Annotated in this window: 16 protein-coding genes; 3 read left to right on the top strand and 13 right to left on the bottom strand. The window is 64.1% G+C overall.

Annotated elements, in window-relative coordinates; genetic code table 11:
• Positions 1 to 16: 16 nt before the first annotated feature.
• Positions 17 to 1,651 carry a fatty acyl-AMP ligase gene (locus tag AB0I57_RS02585; protein ID WP_358329398.1) on the bottom strand — a complete coding sequence of 545 codons (1,635 nt, stop codon included), beginning with the start codon at positions 1,649 to 1,651 and terminating at the stop codon, positions 17 to 19.
• Between the two features lie 227 nt (positions 1,652 to 1,878).
• Here AB0I57_RS02585 and AB0I57_RS02580 point away from each other — a divergent pair, with 227 nt between their 5' ends.
• Positions 1,879 to 3,624: a peptide chain release factor 3 gene (locus AB0I57_RS02580; RefSeq protein ID WP_358329395.1), complete on the top strand. Its 1,746-nt coding sequence runs from the start codon at positions 1,879 to 1,881 to the stop codon at positions 3,622 to 3,624.
• A 45-nt stretch (positions 3,625 to 3,669) separates the two neighbouring features.
• Here the strand turns inward: AB0I57_RS02580 and AB0I57_RS02575 are convergent, their stop codons facing one another.
• From AB0I57_RS02575 to AB0I57_RS02565, 3 genes are read right to left on the bottom strand one after another with little or no spacing between them, the layout of a single operon-like run.
• Positions 3,670 to 4,353: a pyridoxal 5'-phosphate synthase gene (locus AB0I57_RS02575; RefSeq protein ID WP_358329392.1), complete on the bottom strand. Its 684-nt coding sequence runs from the start codon at positions 4,351 to 4,353 to the stop codon at positions 3,670 to 3,672.
• Between the two features lie 28 nt (positions 4,354 to 4,381).
• Positions 4,382 to 4,795, bottom strand: coding sequence for a VOC family protein (locus AB0I57_RS02570; RefSeq protein WP_358329389.1), 414 nt, complete (start codon positions 4,793 to 4,795; stop codon positions 4,382 to 4,384).
• Positions 4,796 to 4,809: 14 nt separating this feature from the next.
• Positions 4,810 to 5,289, bottom strand: a complete 480-nt coding sequence (locus AB0I57_RS02565; RefSeq protein ID WP_358333067.1) for a nuclear transport factor 2 family protein — start codon at positions 5,287 to 5,289, stop codon at positions 4,810 to 4,812.
• A gap of 325 nt (positions 5,290 to 5,614) precedes the next feature.
• Here AB0I57_RS02565 and AB0I57_RS02560 point away from each other — a divergent pair, with 325 nt between their 5' ends.
• On the top strand, positions 5,615 to 6,067 hold the full coding sequence (locus AB0I57_RS02560; RefSeq protein WP_358333064.1) for a DoxX family protein: 453 nt from the start codon (positions 5,615 to 5,617) through the stop codon (positions 6,065 to 6,067).
• A 24-nt stretch (positions 6,068 to 6,091) separates the two neighbouring features.
• On the opposite strand, the gene AB0I57_RS02555 is transcribed toward AB0I57_RS02560, so the two are convergent.
• The 5 genes from AB0I57_RS02555 to AB0I57_RS02535 all read right to left on the bottom strand — a co-directional run bounded on the left by AB0I57_RS02555 (position 6,092) and on the right by AB0I57_RS02535 (position 11,589).
• The gene (locus tag AB0I57_RS02555; protein WP_358329386.1) at positions 6,092 to 7,414 is read right to left on the bottom strand and encodes an APC family permease; all 1,323 of its coding nucleotides are present in this window, start codon (positions 7,412 to 7,414) and stop codon (positions 6,092 to 6,094) included.
• Positions 7,411 to 7,728 (bottom strand): PadR family transcriptional regulator, encoded by a 318-nt coding sequence (locus tag AB0I57_RS02550; RefSeq protein WP_358329383.1) that lies wholly within the window; start codon positions 7,726 to 7,728, stop codon positions 7,411 to 7,413. The genes AB0I57_RS02555 and AB0I57_RS02550 overlap by 4 nt, the downstream gene beginning before the upstream one ends.
• Positions 7,729 to 7,920: 192 nt before the next feature.
• Positions 7,921 to 9,705 carry an ABC-F family ATP-binding cassette domain-containing protein gene (locus tag AB0I57_RS02545; RefSeq protein ID WP_358329380.1) on the bottom strand — a complete coding sequence of 595 codons (1,785 nt, stop codon included), beginning with the start codon at positions 9,703 to 9,705 and terminating at the stop codon, positions 7,921 to 7,923.
• Positions 9,705 to 10,640: a 4-(cytidine 5'-diphospho)-2-C-methyl-D-erythritol kinase gene (locus AB0I57_RS02540; RefSeq protein ID WP_358329377.1), complete on the bottom strand. Its 936-nt coding sequence runs from the start codon at positions 10,638 to 10,640 to the stop codon at positions 9,705 to 9,707. The genes AB0I57_RS02545 and AB0I57_RS02540 overlap by 1 nt, the downstream gene beginning before the upstream one ends.
• A gap of 46 nt (positions 10,641 to 10,686) precedes the next feature.
• A complete protein-coding gene (locus AB0I57_RS02535) occupies positions 10,687 to 11,589 on the bottom strand; it encodes a YdcF family protein (protein WP_358329374.1) in 903 nt (300 codons plus the stop codon).
• Between the two features lie 329 nt (positions 11,590 to 11,918).
• Between AB0I57_RS02535 and AB0I57_RS02530 the strand changes: the two genes are divergently transcribed.
• Positions 11,919 to 12,383: a hypothetical protein gene (locus AB0I57_RS02530; protein WP_358329371.1), complete on the top strand. Its 465-nt coding sequence runs from the start codon at positions 11,919 to 11,921 to the stop codon at positions 12,381 to 12,383.
• A gap of 106 nt (positions 12,384 to 12,489) precedes the next feature.
• Here the strand turns inward: AB0I57_RS02530 and AB0I57_RS02525 are convergent, their stop codons facing one another.
• The 4 genes from AB0I57_RS02525 to AB0I57_RS02510 form a co-directional block, all read right to left on the bottom strand.
• Positions 12,490 to 12,693 (bottom strand): cold-shock protein, encoded by a 204-nt coding sequence (locus AB0I57_RS02525; protein ID WP_358329368.1) that lies wholly within the window; start codon positions 12,691 to 12,693, stop codon positions 12,490 to 12,492.
• 269 nt (positions 12,694 to 12,962) lie between these two features.
• A complete protein-coding gene (gene rsmA, locus AB0I57_RS02520) occupies positions 12,963 to 13,853 on the bottom strand; it encodes a 16S rRNA (adenine(1518)-N(6)/adenine(1519)-N(6))-dimethyltransferase RsmA (RefSeq protein WP_358329365.1) in 891 nt (296 codons plus the stop codon).
• Positions 13,854 to 13,862: 9 nt separating this feature from the next.
• The gene (locus tag AB0I57_RS02515; protein ID WP_358329362.1) at positions 13,863 to 14,990 is read right to left on the bottom strand and encodes a transglycosylase family protein; all 1,128 of its coding nucleotides are present in this window, start codon (positions 14,988 to 14,990) and stop codon (positions 13,863 to 13,865) included.
• Between the two features lie 210 nt (positions 14,991 to 15,200).
• The gene (locus tag AB0I57_RS02510) at positions 15,201 to 16,043 is read right to left on the bottom strand and encodes a TatD family hydrolase (protein WP_358329359.1); all 843 of its coding nucleotides are present in this window, start codon (positions 16,041 to 16,043) and stop codon (positions 15,201 to 15,203) included.
• Positions 16,044 to 16,111 lie beyond the last annotated feature (68 nt).

The raw sequence follows: 16,111 nt of genomic DNA, 5'->3' as shown, positions 1-16,111 counted from the left end.
CCACCACGCCGCGAGTCTACGAGCCGACGAGGGTCACGGACGTGGTGCGGCGCAGTTTGCCGGACGACGTCTTGGGGATGCTGCCGGGACCGAGCACGGCCACCGTGCGGGGACGGACCCCCACTTCGGAGAAAACCGCATGCACGACTTCGTGCTCGATGCGTTTGACCTCCTCGGGATCCTGGTAGTTATTGGTCTCGACTGCGACGGCGAAGCTCTCCCTCTTCTGGCCGGCGTCCAGGCGAACCGCCACCGCGTTACCTGGGCGCACTCCGGCTACCGTCCCCGCGGCACGCTCGATGTCGGTCGGGTAGATGTTTCGACCGCCCATGATGATGACGTCCTTGACCCGTCCACACACCACGACGAGACCTTCTTCGGTGAAGTAGCCGACATCGCCGGTGTTGAACCATCCGTGGGCGTCCTGCGCGGGCTCCAGCCCAGCGACGGTGACGTAGCCCTGGGTGACTGCCTTGCCACGCACCTCGATGATCCCCACCCCGCGGGTGGGGAGCACTTCGCCTTCGCTGTCGACGATCCGGGCCTCGAGATTCGGCACCATCTTCCCGAGCGTGGGCATGGGGCGTGCGTTCGGCTTGCTCGACGGAACCGCCCGCTGCATCGCCTCTAGCAGGTCGGGATCGACGTAGTCGAGGACCGGACCCTGCCCCGGGTCGGGAATGGACACCGCGAGCGTGGTCTCTGCCATGCCGTAGGCGGGGGCCAGCGCGGACGGGTTCAGACCGAACCGTGCACCGGCCGTCGCAAGCGCCTCCATGGTGTCCGGGTCGACGGGTTCGGCTCCGTTCCACAGGTATCGGACCGTGCTGAGGTCGACGGCACCGTCCTCGGCCTGTGCCAGGCGGCGGGCCAGCAGCGAGTACGCGAAGTTGGGGGCTGCTGAGACGGTGCCCTTGTATTTGCCCATCAGCTCCGCCCACAGCAGAGGCGTCCGCAGGAAGTCCAACGGGGTGATGCTCACGACCTCGGCGCCGACCTGCATGGGCACGCTGAGAAAGCCGACCATGCCCATGTCGTGGAACAACGGCAGCCAACTGACCATCACATCGTCCTCGATGGAGAACTTGATGCGATCGATCATCGCGTATGCGTTGGTGTAGAAGTTCTCGTGCGTGATCTGCACCGCTTTGGGCGAACCGGTGGAACCGGACGTGAGTTGTTGCAGGGCGATGTCACTCTCGTACGTGTCGACGGGCCCGATCTCGGTGCCGCCCTTCAACTCCTCCACCGTCAGCACCAGGATGCCGCGCTCCTCTAGCAATGGCTTCGCTGCGTCGAACGGTGCCCCCACGATGATCGCCTTCGCGTCGATCATCGTGATGACCGTTTCGGTGTCCCCGGCCCACACGGCCAGGTCGGTACGAGGTGTGGGCTGATGCAGCATCGTGACGGAAGCGCCACGCATCCACGTGGCCTGGCAGGAGGGTGCGATGTCGACCGGTTGACCGGCCAGGATGCCGATGGCGTCGCCGTGTCCTATACCTGCCTCGGCGAGTGCCCCTGCCATCCGCCGGGACATCTTGTGGATCTCTCCCCACGACTGCCTCACAGGCACACCCGGCTCACCTGTATTCAGACCGTTGGTGCTGCCTGCCGCGGTCGAGTACATCTCGTCTGTGAATCTACTCAAAACCCCTCCTCCCGCACTTGGAGTGCCCGACCGCCGAACTTCATTCGGAGCACTCCGACGACTTACTGTGACTAATACGGAACAGGGGTCCGAGCGTTACTCTCCGCTGGCTGTGCGTGGAATCGCTGCCTCAGGGATCCGACTGGAAGCTCTCGTTCGGCATCCGAGTAACCTGGGGTCCGGCCACACGGTCCTCTACGCCCATCCGACCCTCGCGAGGTTCTTCGTTGACTACCCCGTCCGACGCGGCTGACACCACTCGAGCCGATTCGGAATCAAATGACCTCGGTGCCGTTATCGACGGCGGCGCCGTCCGCACTCCCTCGGCAGCAATGTCGCCACAGGGGAAATCCGACAAGGGCATCGGGGCCGAAGCTCTCCGCCGCCGGACCTTCGCGGTGATCTCGCACCCCGACGCAGGTAAGTCGACGCTGACCGAGGCTCTCGCTCTGCATGCGAAGGTCATCTCCGAGGCAGGCGCAGTCCACGGCAAGGCAGGCCGCAAGTCGACGGTCTCCGACTGGATGGAGATGGAGAAGGCACGCGGAATCTCGGTCAGTTCCACGGCGCTGCAGTTCAACTACCGATCCACCGAGGTGGCGGCAGGCGATGTAGTCGACAACGTGATCAACCTGGTCGACACCCCTGGCCACTCCGACTTCTCGGAAGACACGTACCGGGTCCTGACTGCGGTCGACGCCGCCGTCATGCTGATCGACGCGGCGAAGGGCCTCGAACCGCAGACCCTGAAGCTGTTCCAAGTGTGCCGCCACCGCGGGATCCCGGTGATCACGGTCATCAACAAATGGGACCGTCCAGGCAGGACACCGCTCGAACTTCTCGACGAGATCCAGGAACGGATCGGCCTCACCCCTACCCCGCTGTTCTGGCCGGTGGGCATCGCGGGCGATTTCCGCGGATTGCTACGTCGCGGGGAGGGAGGTGCTCCACGCGAGTACATCCGATTCACGCGCACGGCGGGTGGTGCGAAGATCGCTCCCGAAGAGGTAATGGACGCCGACTCCGCCCTCGCCAAGGAGGGCTCCGAATGGGAAACCGCTGTGGAGGAGAGCGAACTACTCTCGGCCACCGGCCAAGACCACGACCAAGAGCTGTTCCTGGGAGGGCAGACGTCGCCGCTGATCTTCGCATCCGCGATGCTCAACTTCGGTGTCCGGCAGATCCTCGACACCCTTGTGGAACTGGCGCCTGCGCCGGGCGTTCGGGAGGACGTCACCGGCACACCACGCGAAGTGACCGACCCGTTCAGTGCGGTCGTCTTCAAGGTCCAGGCCGGCATGGACGCGGCGCACCGTGACCGACTGGCGTTCATGCGCATCGTGTCGGGCGTATTCGAGCGCGGCATGGTCGTCACCCACGCCCAAACCGGGAAGCCCTTCACCACCAAGTACGCACAAACCGTGTTCGGACGTGAACGTTCGACGGTCGAATCCGCGTACCCCGGCGACGTGGTGGGGCTCGTGAACGCCACGGCACTCGCCCCCGGACACACCCTGTTCTTCGACAAGAAGGTCGAGTTCCCGCCGATCCCGTCCTTCGCCCCCGAGCACTTCTCGATCTTGCGAGCTGAAAGCGCAGGCAAGTACAAGCAGTTCCGGCGCGCCGTGGACCAGCTCGACTCCGAAGGTGTCGTACAGATCCTCCGCAACGACCTCCGCGGCGACGCCTCCCCCGTCATGGCTGCCGTCGGACCGATGCAGTTCGAGGTGGTCGCGGCACGTATGAAGGCCGAGTTCAACGTCGAGGCCCGGATGGAGCCGCTCGGCTACGCCGTGGCGCGACGAACCGACGCTGCGTCCGCCGACGAGCTGAACCGCCAGCGCGGCGTCGAGGTATTCACCCGCTCGGACGGGGTGATGCTCGCTCTCGTCAGTGACAAGTGGCGGTTGCAGTACATCCAGAAGGAGTTGCCCGACCTCACACTCGAGCCACTCGTGGCCGCCGCCGACTGACGTCTGGACGGTCCCGGGGTTCCGATTCGCCTCGCCGACCGCCGATCACGGCCACAATTGCGCTGCGCGCCATCCTCCTGCGCCGGATTCGCGGCTGTAGAGCAGGCGCTGGTGCCTGCGCCCGGGATCTGCCTGCCAGAACTCGACGCTGTCGGGAACCAGACACCATGCTCGCCAGCTTTCCGAAACGAAGTCCGGTTCCGCCTCGATCCGAGCAACTGCGGCCGCGACGGCGCGCTCGTACTCGGCGGGATCACCGAGCACCTCGCTCTGCCTGCTGGCGGCAGCCACGGCCCGCGCAGTGACAGAACGTTCGCGGAAATCACGCGCCGACACCGCAGTCCCGCCCTCCTCCACAGATCCCCTCACACGCACCTGCCTGCCCTGTTCGCGCCAATAGAACGTCAGTGCCGCAGCGGAATTCGACGCCAATTCGATTCCTTTCGGCGAGTGCGCAGCACCGGAGAACCAGAATCCGCGCTCGGTCACATCCTTGAGCAGCAGGAACCGCGCGTCGGGACGTCCGTCCGCATCCACGGTCGACAGCGCGGCGGCTTGCGGCTCGGGAACACCGGCTGCGACGGCCTTCGTAATCCAATCGAGAAACAACTCGTAGGGCGAGCCCGGCGGCGCCTCCATGCGCGGGGGTGTGACGCCCTCGAGCGCGGGCAGCGCGCGAATCCAAGCGCGGGTGTCCGGATACGACGAAGGATCGGATGAAGTCGGCATGTGCCGACAGTATCGACAGCCCGTACCTTCAGCCAGATGATGCCGGATCCGTTGGCCCCACCAGCATCCAACGATGGCCGAACGGATCGATGAGGGTGGCGTTACGCTGCCCGTGCCCCTCCGAGATCCAGCGCTCCACCGTGCCGCCCGCATCACGAGCCTTCGCCAGGACGTCATCGGGATCTTCAACCGGCAACATCAGGCTCACCGACGTCGAACCGGATTCCGGCGCCGTCAGACCCATTTCCGGGAATTCTTCCGCGAGATAGATCATTCCAGTGGGCAACCGCAGTTCTGCGTGACCCATTCGCCCATCGTCCATAACGATCGGTTCGTCGACGATCTCTGCGCCGAAAACCCTGGAATACCAGTCGATGGCGGCGGCTCCCCGCTTCACGGTCAGATACGGCAGCGCACCCGGAACGGGGGCTCTCGAAGACATCGCACCTTCTTCCCTCAGGCGGACGTCGGCGGCGGCTGCGCCATCGCCCACTTGTTGGAAGTGAGCCGGAAGCTTGGCCAGTCGGACAGTGCCGCAACCGATTCCCATGTGCGCTCATAGCCGGTGTGGGTGATTCGCCAGTTTCCGTCCGAGCACTTCTTGTAACGATCGTGATAATAGGCGGACCCGCGCAAGAGCATCCCGTCCTCCGGGATCATCGTGGTATCAGCGAGAAACCACACCCCCACAGCTGTGTCACCTGTGACAGTGATCTCGGGCTGGCCGCATTGATGTTCGGTGATCACGTGGTTCCCGAGAGTGTTTGCGAGAAAAGAAACGAACGTGTCACGGGAGTCGAATGTGAGGTACTCGCTGTACGTCGCCGTGACATCCGGGACCATCGTATCGGCGAATTCGACCCACGACTTGGTGTCCAGTGCACGTGAGTAACGGTGCTTGAGCTGCTCGATCAGTTTGATCGCTTCGAGATCCATGACCCCCGCCTCCTGTGCAGCGAACATGTAAGCACTGGACTGCAGATTAGTCCGAGAATCTGCAGACACATCTTGAATTCCCAGGAATTGGGCGGATCATGCAGTCCACAGCCGAGATCCAGGACACGAAAAGGTAACAAATTGGCCTAGGTTCGCGGTCTCCATCCCTCCTGAATTACGAAGTGCTCGATCGCCGCTCGTCGCCGATATCGATCGTGGTCGGCTTCGAGAACCGCCGGTACCGTCGAGTGCAGATATCGAAAGTCGACATCGGGAGACGATAATGGTGGCACGGATGGATGGTGAAATCACGTGGACACGGTGGCTGAAGGCGGACGGTCCGGGGGCGCTGATAGTCCTCCGGGTCTTGGTCGGCGCGGTGTTCCTGTCCGAGGGCATTCAGAAGTTCTTGTACCCGGACGCACTCGGCGGCGGGCGGTTCGAGGAGGTTCCCGTCCCCGCTCCCTACTTCTTCGGTTATCTCGACGGGCTGGCCGAGGTGGTGTTCGGCACGATGCTTCTGATGGGACTTCTCACCCGGTTGGCAGCCATTCCCTTGCTGGTGGACATTTCGCTGGCGATCGTGCTCACCAAGATCCCGATCATGTGGGGATCCGGGAACCTGACCCCACAACTGCACGGCTTCTGGGACATGGCACATGAAGCCCGTGCGGATTGGTCCATGCTGCTCGGTCTGATCGCACTCCTTCTACTGGGACCGGGTCGCATTTCTCTCGATGCCTGGCTCACCAAGCGGGTACCTGCACGTCAATCGTGAGCACGTTCGGACAATCTCAGGGCGTCACGAAGCAGATCCATCCGACCGTGCGAGTCCTTCCTCCTGTCCGGTCGGGGGATGGCTCCTCCGCCTCCACAGAACGAATGCACGAAGGGCAAACCCGACGGCGAACATGGCTAATCCGGCCAAGACCGAGGTCAACGGCAGCGTAACGACCAGGATCAGACACCCGGCAACGCCGAGGATATTGAGCCAGCGAGGCCAGCGACGCTGCTCGGCAGGTTGGGTGTATGCCGACGCATTCGCGATCGCGTAGTAGACCAGCACCCCGAACGAGGAGAAGCCGATCACACCCCGCAGGTCTCCCGTGAGCACCAGCACGCTGATCACAACCGCAAGAGCGATTTCAGCGTGATGAGGTACTCCGTAGCGCGGGTGCACCGCGTCGAGCCATTTCGGCAGGTCACGATTACGGGCCATGGCCAGGCCGGTTCGGCCGATGCCGGTGATCAGAGCGAGCAGGGCGCCAAGGCTGGCGAACGCGCCGCCCAGTGCGACCACCGGTACCAACGTGTCGACTCCGGCCGCGCGGACCGCCTCCGCCAATGGTGCCGTCGACGCGGCCAGTTGATCCGGTCCGGCGCCGAGAAGCACCGAGACTCCGACAATCAGGTAGATCGAGACCGTAATAGCAAGGGCGACCGCAATTGCCTTCGGGATGACGCGGGACGGGTCCTTGACCTCCTCGCCCATCGTCGCGATCCGGGCGTATCCGGCGAATGCGAAGAACAGCAGTCCCGCTGACTGCAAGATCCCGTACAAGCCACCCGACCACCAGCCGCCCGCACTGCCGAGATGGGACGGGTCGGCTCCGCCGCTGAACGCGATACCCAAGACGAGCACCGCGAGTGCAACCAAACTGCAGAACACCAGAATTCGGGTCAACAGAGCCGTCCGGGTCACTCCTCGCAAGTTCAGACCAGCGAGCGCGAGCACTGCCACGATCGCGACCAAGCGCTGGACCCACCACGGCCCAGGCACCGCATAAGAGGCAAATGTCAGTGCCATTGCCGCACAGGAGGCGATCTTGCCGATTACGAATCCCCACCCGGCCGTGAATCCGTACCACGGACCCAGCTGTTCACGCCCATAGACGTAGGTTCCCCCTGAGGTCGGATATGTCGCCGCTAGTTGGGCGGATGCGGTCGCGTTGCAGAAGGCAATGAACGCAGCGATCGCCAAGCCGATCAGCAGGCCCGCCCCTGCGGCCTTTGCAGCTGGTGCGAAGGCGGAGAACACACCGGCCCCGATCATCGACCCGAGGCCGATGACTATGGCGTCCTTGGTGTCGAGCCGGCGGGCAAGTGTGGAATGTGTCGTACTCATTTGCGCTCTTTCAAATGCGCGGGACCGAGGATTTCACGAGCCAGTTCCGCCAGGGCGTGCCGTTCCTCGGCCAGCGCAGCTCGACCACTGTCGGTAATCGCGTATACACGGCGGGTCCGCCCGTCGACGATCTCACGGCCGGAGGTCAACAAACCGTCGAACTGCATGCGATGCAATGTGGGATACAGGGTGCCCGGCGAGATGCGGTATCCGTGTTCGGCAAGTTCCTCAGCCATCCACGCTCCGTGGATCGGCCGTTCAGCGGCGTGGTGCAGGATGTGCAGTCGCACTGCTCCGCGAAGAAACTGACTCATCGGACACTCCGGTCGCACGTTGCCAACCGACACCGAGAGGCAATGGCAGGGCGCTGCCGCAGAAAACCGGAATCGGCCGTTGCCTACACCAACCCCTCAGCTATCGGATTTCGATATCGGATACCGTAATGATAGGCCGAATAGTCAGCCAGGGGTATTCGACGACGGAAGTGACCTGCTGATCGCCGCACGCTAATCCAGTTCGGCGGCCAGCTCCATCCACTGCTCCTCGATGGCTTCCTTCTCCGCGACGACCTGCTTGAGTTCGGCATCGAACACTTGAAGTTTGTCAGGGTCGGTGGCCGCTTCGGCCAACTTCGTATGAAGCTTTCGCTCCCGGTCGTCCAACTTTTCAACCGCACGCTCCAACCTGGCCAACTCCTTGCGTGCGGCGCGATCGGCTGCACCGTCACGTGTGCGTTTGGGCGCAGGCGCACTGCCTGCCGCTGACGCGACCGAAGGGGCGCCGTCGCCGCCCATAGACGATCTGCGACGCAGGTACTCCTCGATTCCGCCAGGCAGGTTGGTCAGTTTCCCGTCGCCGAACAGCGCCCAGGTCGAGTCGCAGATGCGTTCGATGAGATAACGATCGTGGCTGATCACCACCATCGTGCCCGCCCAACCGTCGAGGAGGTCTTCGAGTTGTTGCAGTGTGTCGATATCGAGGTCGTTGGTCGGCTCGTCGAGCAACAGGACGTTCGGCTCGGCCATCAGAACACGGGTCAACTGGAGACGTCTGCGCTCGCCGCCGGACAGATCACCGACCGGCGTCCGCTGGCGGGCCGGGGCGAAGCCGAGACGTTCAGCCAGCTGGCCAGCTGATATTTCCTTGTTTCCCAGGGTTATTCGTTCCGCCACATCTCTAACGGCCTCGAGAACCCTCATGTCGGTCGGCAGATCGTCGAGCTCCTGGCGGAGCCATCCGACGCGGACGGTCTGCCCCTGGACGCGCCGGCCTGACGACGGTTCGATCTCACCCGCGAGTGCGCGCAACACGGTGGTCTTGCCGGAGCCGTTGACTCCGACGAGGCCTATGCGCTCTCCGGGCGCCAACCGCCATGTGAGGTCGTTCACGAGTACCCGCCCGTCAGGTGTGTCGAGGCGCGCATCTTCGAGTTCTATGACGACCTTGCCGAGCCTGCGCTGCGCGAACGACGCCAATGCCACGCTGTCGCGGGGTGGGGGGACGTCGGCGATCAACGCCTCGGCCGCCTCTACCCGGTAACGCGGTTTGGATGTTCGGGCCGGAGGCCCGCGACGCAGCCACGCCAATTCCTTGCGGGCGAGGTTGCGACGACGGTCCTCTGCCGCATCGGCTTGTCGTGCACGCTCGGCGCGAGCGAAGATCCAATCTCCGTACCCGCCCTCGTAACTTTCGACCTTGCCGCCCACCACCTCCCAGGTGCGATTTGCGACGGTGTCGAGGAACCACCGGTCGTGAGTTACGACCACCAGCGCACTGCGGCGACTCACGAGATGCTCGGCCAGCCACTGCACGCCCTCGACGTCCAGGTGGTTGGTCGGCTCGTCGAGCACCAACAGGTCGAGATCCTGGACGAGCGCCGCAGCCAAGGCCACCCGTCGGCGTTCACCACCGGACAACTCGTCGACGTTCACGTCCAGACCCAGATTGTCGATGCCGATACCCGCCAGGATCGACCTGATGCGGGCGTCGCCCGCCCATTCGTGATCGGCCACACCCAGTGGCCCCAGAACCACGTCGCCGACACTCGAACCGGATGGCAGGATGCCGCGCTGGGTCACGACCGCCATGCGCAGACCGCCGACCCGGCTGACTCGCCCGGAATCTGGTGCCTCCAATCCGGAAAGAACCTCGAGCATCGTGGTCTTGCCGCCGCCGTTGAGTCCGACGACACCGATTCGTTCGCCTACATGCACTCCGAGTGACACCGACTGGAGTAGCGGCTTGATGCCGAACGACTTCGACACCTGCTCGAGGTTGATCAGATTCGCCATCAGAGCGACCCCTCCGCCGCGGCGTCGACTATTCGGGCACCCGGCACCGGTCCACTCGCGACCCGCACGGTCCGGCACACCCCAGCGCCCGCGAGTTCTGCGCTGACTTGAACCGCGGCATCTGCGTGCGCACACAAGAAGGCACAGGTTGGACCGGACCCGGAAACGATGCCTGCCAGTGCGCCTGCCGCAACTCCCGCGCGCAATGTCCGCCGCAGCCCCGGACTGAGCGACAGAGCGGCCGCCTGCAAATCGTTGCCCAGCAACGGGGCGAGGGTGGCGGCGTCGCCCGTTGTGAGGGCGTGCATCAGATCCTCTGCACCGCCGAGTCGGGGCGGATTACCCTCCGCGCGTAGCTTGTCCAGCTCCCTGAATACCGTCGGCGTACTCAATCCACCCTTTGCGAGCGCGAGTACCCAGTGGAACGTACTGCGAGACAGTACCGGCAGAAGGTGCTCGCCACGCCCCGTCCCGAATGCGGTGCCGCCGTGCAGCGAAAACGGCACGTCGCTACCGAGTCTCGCCGCGAGACCGTCGAGTTCCTCGCGTGAGAGATCGAGCTTCCAGAGCGCGTTGAGCGCGACGAGGGTCGCTGCCGCATCCGCGCTTCCCCCGGCCATCCCCCCTGCCACCGGGATGCCTTTTTCGATGGAGATCTCGACGTCGGGGCGCCGCCCCGACTCGTCGCCGAGCATCTCGGCGGCCTTCCACGCCAGATTGGTCTCATCCGTGGGCACCGAGGCGGCGTCCTCACCCCGAACGGTCACCGACAGCGTGTCCGCGGGGGCAACCGCCACCGAGTCGCTCAGCGAGAGCGCCTGAAACACCGTGTTCAGCTCGTGGTAGCCGTCGGCACGCAGGTCCCCCACTGCCAGATGCAGATTAACTTTGGCCGGAGCCCGAACTACGACACGGTGAGGAACGACGGAAAGCACAAGCTAAGAGCTTAGGCGCTCTCCGTGCGGGTGCGGAAATGCGCATTCAGTACCTGCCGGGGATACCGAACACCTTGATCGCGTCGCGATACATGCCGAGCTGCTCACTCTTCGTCAGCGGCATGAACTCGGCGATCAAGTCCCCCGCACTGCTGACAGCACTCATCGCACCGACAACGGGCAACCCCGCCACGTTGAAATCCACCGTAGCCCTGCGAATGTGATTGGCAGAGGTCACGATGATGGCACCACCTGCGCCGAGGGAACGAGCCAGCGGAACGGAGTTGAGTGCATTTCCGACCGTGGACCCAGCTCGATGCTCCGCGTGGATGCGGCTCGCCGGGACGCCGTGGTTCTCGAGCCACCACTGCATGGCAGCGGCCTCGGTGATGCCGTTCTGCGGGTTCCCGCCGGTGACGATGATCGGTGACAACGGCGACACCCACGACTGGACCAACGCCGCCTCCAAACGGTCGACCAACTCTGGGCGCATCGTTCCGTCGGGCAGCAGTCCGTATCCGAGGACGATGATCGCGGTGGAGGGGCCCTGAATGGCAGGGAGCGGATTGGGAGGAGTGAAGGACGCGATTCTGATCGCATTCAGCATGTTGTCCACGCCGGCGCGCTTACCCGCGTCCAACGCACCAAGTCGGATGAGTGCTGCCTCACGAGTGATCAGGTCCCCGGCCGCGTCCGCGTAGATCGCTTGCAACGCCAGCGCGTTGGTGTCGCCCGGCTCGCTCGCCACTGCTCCGCCTATGTCGGCGAGCGCACCTCTGGTGTCGCCGGCGGCGAATCTGCCCTGCGCGCTGTTGAAGAGATCGGCCGCCGAGGCCGACGCCGTTGCGGTGGCTGACACTGCAAGCGCCAAGCCGACGACGGTGGTCATGACGATGGCGATCAATGCCCTTGCTGCGGCAGAGAACGACTGGATACGAACACTCGTCATTCCGAAGACCCTTCCCTCGAATATCACTGCGGTACCCGTGCGCAAATTCAGGAAGTGCAGCTAGCTAGTCTACTGATATTCATGAGGCCTGTGTGACTAGTGAGAAAATTGATATGTTCGCGACTACGTCATTTCCAGGGTGATTGGCCGTTCACATCATCGAGTTGCCCGACGGGGTGGGCGAGCGTATTCGCGGATTCGCGGACCGATACGGTAACGCCTGACCAAGACGCCGAACAGCCCCTTACTGCGGACATGACATCCGTGCCCGGGCGGCCGTTCGGCGTCATTGCGCGTGACGAACGAGGAAAGGTCGGGGAAGTCGGGGAATGCGGCACACGGTTGTCGAACAGGCGCGCCCGAGCGCGCCCGCTCTGCAAGGAACAAGCAAGAAGACACTCATGCTGGCGCATCTGGCACTCGGCGGAACGACAGTGGTGATCATGGCGTTCTCGCTGGCATTCGTGTGCACACTCGACAACGGCGATGCGCCGTGGACCTGGCCGATGCCGTATTCGGCGGATTGGTTCGTGGCCGCCACGATAATTTCGGCCACGCTGTGGGCACTCATGGTCACCTATGTGGTGGCCTTTTCCTCGTCGGCTCGTCGGACGCTCGGAATTGCAACGTTCGTCGTCGCCGCAGGCCTGGGAGCCTCTGCAGTGGTCGGGATGTTCGGAACAACAGGGAATTCAGCGCTCGTCCTCTGGCTGGTCTGCGCGATGAACCTCGGATACCAGGCAACCCACCTGCGCTTCGATCGAACGTGTGCCCCTGCACACGCCGAGCGCTGAAGAACCTGCACAAAGAGCATATGGAAAGAGACAAGGCCCCACTCGGTGACGAGGGGGCCTTGCTCGAAGGTCATGTCCCGGCGGACCGGGAAGTCATGGCCGTCTCTCAGATCACGGTGACGCCAGTGGCCTGCGGGCCCTTGTTGCCCTGGCCGATCTCGAACGAAACACGCTGGTTCTCCTCGAGCGTGCGGAAGCCGCTGCTCTGGATCTCCGAGTAGTGGACGAACACGTCAGCGCTGCCGTCCTCGGGGGCGATGAAGCCGAACCCCTTCTCGGAGTTGAACCACTTCACGATGCCCTCTGCCATGTAAATCTCCTCAAACACAGTAACTTCTTCAGGCAACCAGCTCGGCGACCTGGGTCATTGACACGACCGTCTATGACGATTCCTGTGGAGGACGTCCAAACGCTCGCAACCATCGATTTGCGAGCGTGAAAACACAAACACAAAACCTACGACCACGAACAGTGAACCACATCGAGCACCACCGCCGTCTCGGGGGGTGCGGCAACATCCGTGGCAAGCACGGACCGAAAATCTGTCCCGTGGGCACTCCAGACCGGACCGGAAGAATGTCAGGGCTGGGTGGCCGCTAGACGGACGAACGCGGCGACATCGAGTGTCTCGCCCCGCGCGGACGGTTCGATTCCCGCTTCGCGTAATCGTCGTTCCGCTTGCGTGGGCGAGCCCGCCCAACTACCGAGTGCAGCGCGTAACGTCTTGCGGCGCTGAGCGAAAGCCGCATCTATCACCGCGAAGACACGACGTCGGGCTTCCTCGTCGACCGGCCACGGCGGTTCGACGTAGCGGTCGATGCGCACAAGACCCGACTCGACCTTCGGAACGGGCCAGAACACGGCGCGCCCGACAGCTCCTGCCCTGCGGACGTCCCCGAAAAAGTTGGCCTTCACACTGGGTGCACCATAGGTCTTGCTACCGGGTTTCGCCGCCAATCGGTCGGCGACCTCGGCCTGCACCATCACGAGTGCAGTGCGCAGACTGGGCAGCTCCGACAACAAGTGCAGCAGCACTGGCACCGCCACGTTGTACGGCAGGTTGGCGACGAGCGCGGTCGGTTCGCCGGGGATCTCGGAGGGTGCGATCCGCATCGCGTCGGCACCCACCACCGCCAGCCTGTCCGTCAGCTGCGGGGCACGGTCGGCCACAGTCTCCGGAAGTCGTGCGGCGAGGTTGGGGTCGACCTCGACCGCGATCACCTTGTCGACGACATCGAGCAACGCCAAAGTCAGCGATCCTAGCCCCGGCCCCACCTCGAGGACCCTGTCTGCATCATCCACCCCCGCAGTGGCGACGATGCGACGCACGGTGTTGGCGTCGTGCACGAAGTTCTGCCCCAGTTGCTTGGTGGGACGGACGCCGAATGCCTCGGCCAGGGACCGCACCTCCGCGGGGCCGAGGAGCGCCGCCCGACCGCGGGCGACAGGGGGTACTTCGGCGTCGGACACCAGGTGAACTTAGCGCACGCCGATCTTGCTCGAGCACGACGGCCATGCGCCCCAACCCTGCGCCTCCTGCGTCTTGGTCGCAATCGCAATCTGTTCTTCGCGAGTGGCCAGGTCGGCGCGCGCGGCGTACTTGAGACCGCCGTGCCGCTCCCACGTGCTCTGGTTGAACTGGACTCCGCCGAAGTAGCCGTTGCCGGTGTTGATCGCCCAGTTACCCGTGGCCTCGCATTGGGCGAGCGCATCCCAGATGGCACCGTTTTCGACGGGCGGTACCTCGGTGCCAGGCTTCGCGCCGACGCGGACAACGCGCGGCGACGACGCCGTCATGACATTCGCGTCAACCTGTCGACGGCCGACTTCATCTCCGTTGACGGTGTCGACGGCGAACGTAACTTCCTGGATCCCCGGCACTCCAGGGTCCTCGACAACGGTGCGACTCATGTTCATCGTCGGATCTTCGATGCGCTGTTCCTCGGGCTCGAGGGGCAGCGTCTCGACTTTCGTCTCCGTGCGAACACGGGTGACCGTCACGGTCATGCCATCGGTCAGCCGCGAATCCGCGGCGGGAACGACTGTGTCGGCCTGCTCGAGCGGCGCACCGTGTTCGGCGAGGAACTCCCCGACCGTCGGTGCGGCGATGCGTACCGCGGCGGCAGGGCGGGCGCCGTCAGCCAGCATGACGTCGAGCGGATTGTGCACCTCGAGAACGGCCCCGTCGAGAGGCAATCGGTGCGAACGGGAGGCGGATACGTAGACGTCGTCGGCGAGTTGGAATTGCTTCAGTGCGTCCTCAACGGTGAGCGCGGTCGTCCACACGGTCTCCGGCCGACCGTCCACCGTCAGCGATACCTCACGCGCACGTCGCAACACCACGGTGTCTCCGTCGGACAAAGCCGCGTCTTGTGCCGGGGCGACTACATCGCGTTCGCTGATCGTGTAGCCGGCGGCGGCAAGTGCCTGTGCGGCATCGGTGGCCATCGTGCGCAGCGAGATCTTCTCGCCGTCCACGTCGAGGATGACGCTCTTGTGCCGGACCACGGCCGTCACCGCGCCCGCGATCAGGGTGAGGAGAAGCAGCGCCACCACGGCGTACAGCAGCGGCGAACGAGCCGAGTTGATCCTCGCGAACGCAGACATCAGCGCACCGACCACTCGGCGTTGGTGATGCTCGCGGTTTCAGACACATCCGGTCCCAAGGCTGGCAACTTGTTTGATCACGGTACGGTAACGAACCGAAAATCATCTGACAACTTCGGGTCCGATTTGGGCGTGTCTAGATCACGAAAAGATTGCGACGACGACCTTACTTCACCACGCAGGACAGGCGTGGAAGCAGGACTCGGCTTTCTACCCGTCCTGCAGCGGGAGGCCGTAGACGCGCTCCGCAGTGGCGGTGGATGCCCGTGCCAGAATCTCCGGGTCCTCGCCGCGGATCTCGGCCAGTGCCCGGACCGTGTACGGCAGGCAGTAGGGCTCGTTGGGTGCACCCCGGAACGGGTGCGGGGTGAGGAACGGTGCGTCCGTCTCGAAGATCAACTGATCAGACGGCACCAGTCGCGCCGCCTCTCGCAGCGCTTTCGCATTCTTGAAGCTGACGGTGCCGGAGAAGCTGAGGACATACCCTGCATCGATGCACTCGCGCGCCATCTCGGCATCCGAGGAGAAACAGTGGAAGATCACAGACTCCGGTGGCCCCTCTTCGCGTAACACCCGCAACAGAGCCTGATCGGCCTCCCGGTTGTGGATCATCAGGGTCTTACCGAGGCGTTTCGCCAAATCGATGTGCCAGCGAAAACCGGCCATCTGCTCGGTTGCCGTAGCGCAGCCATCGAGCTTTCCCGGCCAATAGAAGTCCAGCCCGGTCTCGCCAACCGCGACCACACGGGGATCGCCCGCAAGTCGTTCGATCTCCGCCTTGGTGGTCTCGTCGAGCACATTCGCCCTCGTCGGGTGGATGGCTACTGCCGCATACACCCGAGGATCCCAGTTCGCGGCGTCGACGGCGAACCTTGCGGCCTCGAGGTCGTCGGCCACGGTGACGACCCTCTCGACCCCGACAGCCGCTGCCCGGTCCACCATCTGCCTGACGCTGGAGGCATCCGAGGCTCCGCACGCATCGAGGTGGGTGTGCGCGTCGACGAGTGGCGACAGCGGCTGTGGCGGTTCGGGGGCGGGTCGGTCTTTGCTCATGCAGACATTGTCGATATCAGGGCTACACGAACATCATCGGGTCGGCCTGAACGCACGCCGGGCAAGGT

The sequence above is a fragment of the Rhodococcus sp. NPDC049939 genome, from assembly GCF_040656415.1.
Classification (GTDB): domain Bacteria; phylum Actinomycetota; class Actinomycetes; order Mycobacteriales; family Mycobacteriaceae; genus Rhodococcus_F.
The sequence above is the reverse complement of the archived record's forward strand: the minus strand, read 5'-3'. Positions and strand labels throughout refer to the sequence as shown.

What these genes read in the sequence shown, in the direction of transcription:
- AB0I57_RS02510 (WP_358329359.1), bottom strand. Translation starts at nt 16,043, where the DNA reads ATGAGCAAAGACCGACCCGCCCCCGAACCGCCACAGCCGCTGTCGCCA.
- AB0I57_RS02535 (WP_358329374.1), bottom strand. Translation starts at nt 11,589, where the DNA reads ATGACGAGTGTTCGTATCCAGTCGTTCTCTGCCGCAGCAAGGGCATTG.
- AB0I57_RS02570 (WP_358329389.1), bottom strand. Translation starts at nt 4,795, where the DNA reads ATGTCTTCGAGAGCCCCCGTTCCGGGTGCGCTGCCGTATCTGACCGTG.
- AB0I57_RS02530 (WP_358329371.1), top strand. Translation starts at nt 11,919, where the DNA reads ATGCGGCACACGGTTGTCGAACAGGCGCGCCCGAGCGCGCCCGCTCTG.
- AB0I57_RS02555 (WP_358329386.1), bottom strand. Translation starts at nt 7,414, where the DNA reads ATGAGTACGACACATTCCACACTTGCCCGCCGGCTCGACACCAAGGAC.
- AB0I57_RS02575 (WP_358329392.1), bottom strand. Translation starts at nt 4,353, where the DNA reads ATGCCGACTTCATCCGATCCTTCGTCGTATCCGGACACCCGCGCTTGG.
- AB0I57_RS02515 (WP_358329362.1), bottom strand. Translation starts at nt 14,990, where the DNA reads ATGTCTGCGTTCGCGAGGATCAACTCGGCTCGTTCGCCGCTGCTGTAC.
- AB0I57_RS02525 (WP_358329368.1), bottom strand. Translation starts at nt 12,693, where the DNA reads ATGGCAGAGGGCATCGTGAAGTGGTTCAACTCCGAGAAGGGGTTCGGC.
- AB0I57_RS02545 (WP_358329380.1), bottom strand. Translation starts at nt 9,705, where the DNA reads ATGGCGAATCTGATCAACCTCGAGCAGGTGTCGAAGTCGTTCGGCATC.
- AB0I57_RS02550 (WP_358329383.1), bottom strand. Translation starts at nt 7,728, where the DNA reads ATGAGTCAGTTTCTTCGCGGAGCAGTGCGACTGCACATCCTGCACCAC.
- AB0I57_RS02565 (WP_358333067.1), bottom strand. Translation starts at nt 5,289, where the DNA reads ATGGATCTCGAAGCGATCAAACTGATCGAGCAGCTCAAGCACCGTTAC.